Genomic DNA, 7,686 nt, shown 5'->3' with positions numbered 1-7,686 from the left:
CGCACGCTTCTGCTCCTTACGCTGGCCGCAGGGATTGATGCCATCAGCAACCAGCGCACGAGCCTCATCCCGACTGGCGCGTGCCTCCTTGAGGCCGACATGCGGATAGCTACCCAGCGACATGCGTTGCTGCCTGCCAAACCAGTAGTAGCGGAAATGCCAGATCTTGCTGCCGCCTGCAGAAACGTACAGGGACAGCCCATCGGCGTCGGTGAGGGAGTAAGCGGTGCCGGTGACCCGGGCATGCCGGACGGCCATTTCAGAAAGTGCCATAACAAGCTCCTGAGCTGGGTCAGGAACCAGATGCTTGTCACATTGCCCAAGCAGCTCCAGCGTAAATCCGCTTCAGCATCCCACCGGATTAGGTACCAAATTCGTGTACTTAATCGTGTACTTAAAATGAGTGGATACTGGTGGTTTTCAGCGGTTTTCGGCGGAAACGGAAAAAGGGCCCGAAGGCCCTATTTCAACTGTTTCAGCGATCAGCGGAGCGCTGAAACACAATACTTGGAGCGGGAAACGAGACTCGAACTCGCGACCCCGACCTTGGCAAGGTCGTGCTCTACCAACTGAGCTATTCCCGCGTCGTCTTGATGGTGGCCATTCTATAGTTTTGAAATATTTCGTCAACCCCTTGATTCAAAAAAGTTTTATTTTTTTTCTGAACCTTCCCGCAGGTGCGGCCAGGCGGCCCGCAGGTACTGCACCATCGACCACAGGGTCAGGCCCGCAGCGATGATCAACAAGGCATAACCCAACACCACCCAGGTGCTGAGCGTCGCCGGGTTGGCCAGCAGGATTACCAGCGCGAGCATCTGCGCGGCAGTCTTCCATTTGCCCAGGTTCGACACCGCCACATGCGCCCTCGCGCCGATCTCGGCCATCCATTCGCGCAACGCGGAAACGACGATCTCGCGACCGATGATCACCGCCGCCGGCAAGGTCAGCCACAGATTGGCGTGGACCTGCACCAGCAGCACCAGCGCCACCGCGACCATCAGTTTATCCGCCACCGGATCAAGGAAAGCCCCGAACGGCGTGCTCTGCTCCAGGCGCCTGGCCAGATAACCGTCGAGCCAGTCAGTGGCGGCGGCAATAGCGAATACGCTACTGGCAGCTACATAGCTCCAGTGGTACGGCACGTAGAACAGCAGAATGAAGATCGGGATGAGCAGGACACGAAGAACGGTAAGCAGATTCGGAATATTCATCGGGACAACTGGCTGCGAGGTGAGCGGGCATTCTACTCGCTATGCAGGCTGTCATAAATCGACTCGGCGAGCTTTTTGCTGATTCCCGGTGCCTTGGCGATTTCTTCCGCGCTGGCGCGGGATAATTCCTGCAAGCCGCCGAAGTGCTTGAGCAGGTCGCGGCGGCGTTTTGGTCCGACGCCCGCCACATCTTCCAGGCTCGAGGTGCGCCGCGCCTTGCCACGCCGGGCACGGTGGCCGGTGATGGCGAAGCGGTGGGCTTCGTCGCGAATCTGCTGGATCAGGTGCAGCGCCGGCGAGTCGCCGCGCAGGGTGAATTCGTGCTGGACGTCGTTGAGGTACAGCGTCTCGAAGCCGGCCTTGCGGGTCACGCCCTTGGCCACGCCGAGCAGGGTCAGGTCCGGCACGGCCAGCGCCTGCATGACATCGCGGGCCATGTTCAACTGGCCCTTGCCGCCGTCCACCAGCAACACGTCGGGCAGCTTGCCTTCGCCATCCTTGATGCGCCCGAATCGCCGGGTCAGGGCCTGTTGCATGGCGGCGTAGTCATCGCCAGCAGTCACGCCCTCGATGTTGTAGCGGCGGTAGTCGGACTTCAGCGGACCTTCCGGGCCGAACACCACGCAGGAGGCTACGGTGGCTTCGCCGCTGGAGTGGCTGATGTCGTAGCATTCCAGGCGTTGCGGGACTTCTGGCAAGCCCAGCACCTCGGCCAGGGCTTCGAAGCGCGCAGCCATGTGCTGGCGGTTGGCCAGGCGCGCGCCCAGTGCCTGTTCGGCGTTGGTCACGGCCAGTTGCTGCCAGCGGGCGCGGGTTCCGCGAACCCGGTGGCTGATGGACAGTTCGCGGCCGCGCAGGGTTTCCAGCGCCGAGCGCAGGGCGTCGAAGTCCTCGTGCACAACGTTGACGATCAGTTCCGACGGCAGTTCGCGTTCGGCGTTGCCCAGGTAGTACTGGGCGAGGAAGGCCGACATGACTTCGGCCACCTCCTCCTCGATACCCACCTGGGGAAAGAAATTCTTGCTGCCCAGCACGCGTCCGCCACGCACGCTGATCAGGTGAACGCAGGCGCCGCCCGGGTTGACGAACGCCGCCACCACGTCCACGTCGCCACTGCCGCCCTCCATGCTTTGCTGATCCTGGACGCGGCGCAGCAGGGCGATCTGATCGCGCAGCTCGGCGGCCTTTTCGAAGGCCAGGCTCATCGCGGCCTTTTCCATGTCGGCATTGAGTTCGTTGGTCAACTGGTGGCTACGCCCCTCGAGGAACATCACCGAGTGACGTATATCCTCGGCGTATTCCTCTGGCTCGACAAAACCGACGCAAGGCGCCTTGCAGCGCTTGATCTGGTACTGCAGGCAAGGCCGGGTGCGGTTGGCGTAGTAGCTGTCCTCGCACTGACGAACATGAAACGCTTTCTGCAGCAGGCTCAGGCTTTCACGGATCGCCCCAGCGCTGGGGTAAGGCCCGAAGTACCTGCCCTTCTGTTTCTTGGCGCCACGGTGAATGCCCAGCCGTGGGAAAGCGCCGTCAGACAGGAACACATAGGGGTAGGACTTATCGTCGCGCAGCAGGATGTTGTAGGGCGGACGCCATTCCTTGATGAGGTTCTGCTCAAGCAGCAGGGCCTCGGTCTCGCTGGCGACGATGGTGGTCTCGACCTGAGCGATATGGCCAACCAGCGCCGCCGTCTTCGGCGCCAGGCCGGTCTTGCGGAAGTAACTGGCCAGGCGCTTCTTGAGGTTCTTGGCCTTGCCGACATACAACAGGCGGCCGTCAGCGTCGAACATCCGGTAGACACCCGGACGGCCGCTGCAGGTCGCTAGAAAAGCACTTGGATCAAACGCGGGGGTCATGTTCAGAGGTTGGCGTCAACCATGCCGTGGCGGACGGCCAGCAAGGTGAGTTCCACATCGCTGGTGACCGAAAGTTTCTCGAAGATCCGGTAACGGTACGTGTTCACGGTTTTCGGCGACAAGCACAGCTTGTCGGAAATGATCTGAACCTTCTGACAACCGACGATCATCAGTGCGATCTGGATTTCCCGCTCCGACAGGCTGTCGAACGGCGAGGCGTTCTTGGGCTCGAAGGATTTGAGCGCCAGCTGCTGGGCGATCTGCGGACTGATATAGCGCTGGCCAGCGAAAACCAGACGAATGGCCTGGACCATTTCGTCGAGCCCCGCGCCCTTGGTCAAGTAGCCCGCAGCGCCGGCCTGGAGCAAGCGCGTGGGAAACGGGTCTTCCTCGCAGACAGTCACCGCCACTACCTTGATATCCGGGTGGCTGCGCAACAGTTTGCGGGTCGCTTCAAGACCACCGATACCGGGCATTTTCACGTCCATCAGGACCACATCGGGCTTGAGCTCGCGGGTGACCTTCAGCGCCGTTTCACCGGTATCGGCCTCGCCCACTACCTGCAGACCGTCGATGTCGGCCAGCATGCGGGTGATACCGGTACGAACCAGATCGTGATCATCGACCACCAGAACCCTAATCAAGCAGACACCTCGCCTTACGGTCTGAATTGGATCCCGCCACCTTATCAAAAAATTGCGTGGTGGACCTAACAGAATGCGTCACAAATATGACGTCAAATTACATAATTTCGACTACGAAAACGCCATTTGTCTGATCAGGCAGATGCCACTTTGCCTACAGGCTTCGGAATTGTTCCTGCCAAGCTCTCAAGCAAATGTCTTACAGCCTGCTGATCCGCGGGCTGTAGCCGCCGGTAGCAGTCCAGCAGGTGATTCTCGCCGGGACGCAGATTGTCCAGCACCGCCGGGGTTGGCACCCCGCTCAGCACATAGAGGGCATCGACGCCGTTGGCCGCCACTGCGGCCAGGTAATCGGCCCGCGGCGTGCGTTCGCCGCTTTCATACTTGCCTTGAGCGTTGGGCTCCACGCCACCGATATCACCGAAAGCTCGCTGAGTGAGACCCAACCGCTCACGCTCTGCCCTGAGACGTAATCCTATACCCTTCATTTGAATACATATTCCTTTGCAATACACCCACTAAAGGGTAGGAAACCCGGCACATCCGCTGCGCCGTCAATAATCTTGAACTATGCACGGGATGCGATTTGCAGCACAAGACGCCCCGCCCCTTTCGATGCAGGTCAATGCGACGTTAGTTGCATGCGCACGAAACATTCGTCCTCACCCTGCTCTACAAAGCCTTCTCGCAGATAGAGGTAGCGGGCCGGATTGCTCTTGAACACGGTCAAGCGCAGCCACTGCAACCGCCGTTGCACAGCCCAGGCGTCAAGTTCCCGCAACACCCACGTGCCAATACCTTGGCCCTGGGCTGAGTCGACTATATGCAATTCGCGGATATACAGCGCCTTGCTGTCCTGACTCAGACTGCAAAAACCCACCAGCACCTCGTCGTCCATCACCAGCCATTGCTCACGCCAGCTCCAGGCCTGGTCAAATGCCTCATCCAGCCACAACAGATCGTATTGGCAGTAGTAGCGCAGCATGCCGCGCCGGGTCAGGTCACGGGCGAAAGGCATGTGTTCAGCGCTGGCGAGAGTAAGGCGGAGATTCACGGGGTGTCCTTCTGGTTGACGCTGAGCTTAGCGATTGCCCATAGGGTTTCGTTGATCCCTGTCAGGGTGCCTGCTGAAGGCAATTGTATGCTGGCTTTGTGCCAGGCATGAGCCTGAAATTCCACCCCGGACCCTCTCATGACGACCCAGACCAGCGCTATCCCCCCCGTGGACGCGCACGTTGCATCCCCTCTCAAGACGCGTTCGAGCCGTACCCCTACCGTCCTGTTCTTCAGCCTGTTGATCGGCGCCCTGCTCTACACCGCCTGGAGCCTGTTTCGCGACATCGATGCCAGCGGCACGGTGATCACCACCTGGACCCCGTTCCTCCTACTTGGCCTGGCGTTGTTGATCGCCCTGGGCTTTGAGTTCGTCAACGGCTTTCACGACACCGCCAATGCCGTCGCCACGGTGATCTACACCCACTCACTGCCGGCGCGCTTCGCGGTGGTCTGGTCGGGCTGCTGGAATTTCCTCGGCGTGCTGTTTTCCAGCGGCGCCGTGGCGTTCGGCATCATTGCCCTGCTGCCAGTTGAACTGATCCTTCAGGTCGGCTCCTCGGCCGGCTTCGCCATGGTTTTCGCCCTGCTGCTGGCGGCGATCATCTGGAACCTGAGCACCTGGTGGCTGGGTTTGCCGGCGTCTTCGTCCCACACCCTGATCGGATCAATCATCGGCGTCGGCGTGGCAAATGCGCTGATGCACGGTCGCGACGGCACCAGTGGCGTCGACTGGAGCCAAGCCAGCAAGGTCGGCTATTCGCTGCTGTTTTCGCCGCTGATCGGTTTCGCCTGCGCCGCGCTGTTGCTGTTGGCCTTGCGCAAGCTGGTCAAGCACAAGGCGCTGTACCAGGCGCCAGTGGGCAACACGCCACCACCGTGGTGGATTCGCGGCCTGCTGATCGTCACCTGCACCGGGGTGTCCTTTGCCCACGGTTCCAATGACGGGCAGAAAGGCATGGGCCTGATCATGCTGATCCTGGTCGGCACCCTGCCGATGGCCTACGCGCTGAACCGCACCATGCCGGAGGAGCAATCGCAGCAGTTCGTGGCGATGGCCGAGACCACTAGCGTGGCGCTGGCCAGCCATGCCAGGCAAGCGGCGCCCGCCGATGCGCGACAGACCCTGACCGCGTTCATCCGCAGCCCCGCTCCGAGCCCGGACCTGATCCCCGCGCTGGCTGAGCTTGCTGGCACTATCGGCCGCCAGGTGGGCAGCTACGGTTCGCTGGCCGGCATTCCGGCCGAGGCCATGGGCAACGTGCGCAACGACATGTACCTCACCAGCGAGGCGATCCGCCTGATGGACAAGCACAAGCTGCTGGATGTCGATCCCGACACCCGGCGTACCGTGCACCTGTTCCAGAAGCAAGTGGACGACGCCACCCGCTTCATTCCGCTGTGGGTCAAGGTGGCCGTGGCCATCGCTCTCGGGCTGGGCACCATGGTCGGCTGGAAGCGCATCGTGGTGACGGTGGGCGAGAAGATCGGCAAGACCCACCTGACCTACGCCCAAGGTGCTTCCGCCGAGTTGGTGGCGATGTGCACCATTGGCGCGGCCGACCATTTTGGCCTGCCGGTATCGACCACACATGTGTTGTCGTCGGGAGTAGCCGGTTGCATGGTGGCCAACGGTTCGGGTTTGCAGGGCCGGACCATCCTCAACCTGGCGATGGCCTGGGTGCTGACCCTGCCGATCTCGATCCTGCTGTCGGGCAGCCTGTACTGGCTGCTGACCCGCCTGATCTGATCAGATCTGCGCCGCGTCGCTGCGGCGCAGTTCACCGATTTTCTCCAGGCGCGCCCGGACGATATTGCGGCTGATGTTCAGCAGCCGCCCGGTCTGCAACTGGTTGCCGTGGCAGAACCGGTAGGCGGTGCGGAACACGGTTTCTTCGATGTGCTCGTAGAGATCCGGAATGTTCTGTTCGAACAGCGCGGTCAACGCCGCTTCCAGATCCGGCGGTGCAGCCGGCAGGCGCAGCGGCAAGGCGTGCTCCTCGACGCGCACACCCATCGGACGCATGTCCACCAGGTGCAGGTCGCCGGGTTGCACCACCTGCTGACGGCAGACCAGCAAGGCATGGTGAATGGCGTTTTCCAGCTCACGGATGTTGCCTGGCCAACTGTGCGCCAGCAGCTTGCGCTCGCTTTCCAGACTCAGGCTGGCACGGCTGTAACCGAGTCGCTGGCAATGTTCTTCGACGAAGAATTCCGCCAGCGGCAGGATATCGCCCGGCCGCTCGCGCAGTGGCGGCAGGCGGATGGTCGCGACGTGCAGGCGGTAGAACAGGTCTTCACGGAAATTGCCCGCCACCACGGCGTCGGCCAGGTTGACGTTGGTCGCCGCCACCAACCGCACATTGATCGGCACCGGCGTACGCGAGCCGAGGCGCACCACTTCGCGCTCCTGTAGCACCCGCAGCAACTTGACCTGCATGTTCAATGGCAGATCGCCGATCTCATCGAGGAACAGGGTGCCGCCGTTGGCCGCCTCGAACCAACCGGCCTTGGCGTTGGTGGCGCCGGTGAAGGCGCCCTTCTCGTGACCGAACAGTTCACTCTCCACCAGGCTTTCGGCGAAGGCACCGCAGTTGACCGCGACGAACGGCTCACGACCGCGTCGGCTCAACTGATGAATATGGCGCGCCACCAACTCCTTGCCGGTACCGGTCTCACCGATGATCAGCGTGTTGGCTTCGCTGGGCGCCAGGCGCTCGATGCGACTGAGCAGTTCCTGGGACCGAGGGTCCTTGAACACCAGTACGGTGGCACGAACGGATTTGGTCAGCTCGCGAGCGTTGGGATGGGTAAGCAGCGACATAAAGGCATTCCTGGCATGGGTGGCGCGCCTTCATAGTGCACGAAACAAATTAGAACAAATAATTATTAATTTGCATTTGAATATTCCAAAAACAGCTA

At 61.3% G+C, this 7,686-nt stretch carries 8 protein-coding genes and 1 tRNA gene; 1 reads left to right on the top strand and 8 read right to left on the bottom strand.

Annotation, left to right across the window (positions count from 1 at the left end):
* The 7 genes from DM374_RS29575 to DM374_RS29545 form a co-directional block, all read right to left on the bottom strand.
* Window positions 1-273 (bottom strand): Arm DNA-binding domain-containing protein (locus DM374_RS29575; protein ID WP_110973101.1); only part of this gene is annotated, 273 nt, incomplete at its 3' end.
* A gap of 235 nt (window positions 274-508) precedes the next feature.
* Window positions 509-584: transfer RNA gene (locus DM374_RS29570), tRNA-Gly, on the bottom strand.
* Window positions 585-650: 66 nt separating this feature from the next.
* A complete protein-coding gene (pgsA, locus tag DM374_RS29565) occupies window positions 651-1,211 on the bottom strand; it encodes a CDP-diacylglycerol--glycerol-3-phosphate 3-phosphatidyltransferase (RefSeq protein WP_095159783.1) in 561 nt (186 codons plus the stop codon).
* A gap of 32 nt (window positions 1,212-1,243) precedes the next feature.
* The gene (uvrC, locus tag DM374_RS29560) at window positions 1,244-3,067 is read right to left on the bottom strand and encodes an excinuclease ABC subunit UvrC (RefSeq protein WP_110973100.1); all 1,824 of its coding nucleotides are present in this window, start codon (window positions 3,065-3,067) and stop codon (window positions 1,244-1,246) included.
* A 2-nt stretch (window positions 3,068-3,069) separates the two neighbouring features.
* The gene (gene gacA / locus DM374_RS29555) at window positions 3,070-3,711 is read right to left on the bottom strand and encodes a response regulator transcription factor GacA (RefSeq protein WP_110973099.1); all 642 of its coding nucleotides are present in this window, start codon (window positions 3,709-3,711) and stop codon (window positions 3,070-3,072) included.
* A 134-nt stretch (window positions 3,712-3,845) separates the two neighbouring features.
* Window positions 3,846-4,199 carry a helix-turn-helix domain-containing protein gene (locus DM374_RS29550; RefSeq protein ID WP_110973098.1) on the bottom strand — a complete coding sequence of 118 codons (354 nt, stop codon included), beginning with the start codon at window positions 4,197-4,199 and terminating at the stop codon, window positions 3,846-3,848.
* 134 nt (window positions 4,200-4,333) lie between these two features.
* Window positions 4,334-4,729 (bottom strand): GNAT family N-acetyltransferase, encoded by a 396-nt coding sequence (locus tag DM374_RS29545; RefSeq protein WP_110973097.1) that lies wholly within the window; start codon window positions 4,727-4,729, stop codon window positions 4,334-4,336.
* 174 nt (window positions 4,730-4,903) lie between these two features.
* Between DM374_RS29545 and DM374_RS29540 the strand changes: the two genes are divergently transcribed.
* On the top strand, window positions 4,904-6,514 hold the full coding sequence (locus tag DM374_RS29540) for an inorganic phosphate transporter (RefSeq protein WP_110973096.1): 1,611 nt from the start codon (window positions 4,904-4,906) through the stop codon (window positions 6,512-6,514).
* Here the strand turns inward: DM374_RS29540 and DM374_RS29535 are convergent, their stop codons facing one another.
* Window positions 6,515-7,588 carry a sigma-54 interaction domain-containing protein gene (locus DM374_RS29535; RefSeq protein ID WP_110973095.1) on the bottom strand — a complete coding sequence of 358 codons (1,074 nt, stop codon included), beginning with the start codon at window positions 7,586-7,588 and terminating at the stop codon, window positions 6,515-6,517.
* Window positions 7,589-7,686: the final 98 nt, after the last annotated feature.

The sequence above is a fragment of the Pseudomonas huaxiensis genome, from assembly GCF_003231275.1.
GTDB lineage: Bacteria > Pseudomonadota > Gammaproteobacteria > Pseudomonadales > Pseudomonadaceae > Aquipseudomonas > Aquipseudomonas huaxiensis.
The sequence above is the reverse complement of the archived record's forward strand: the minus strand, read 5'-3'. Positions and strand labels throughout refer to the sequence as shown.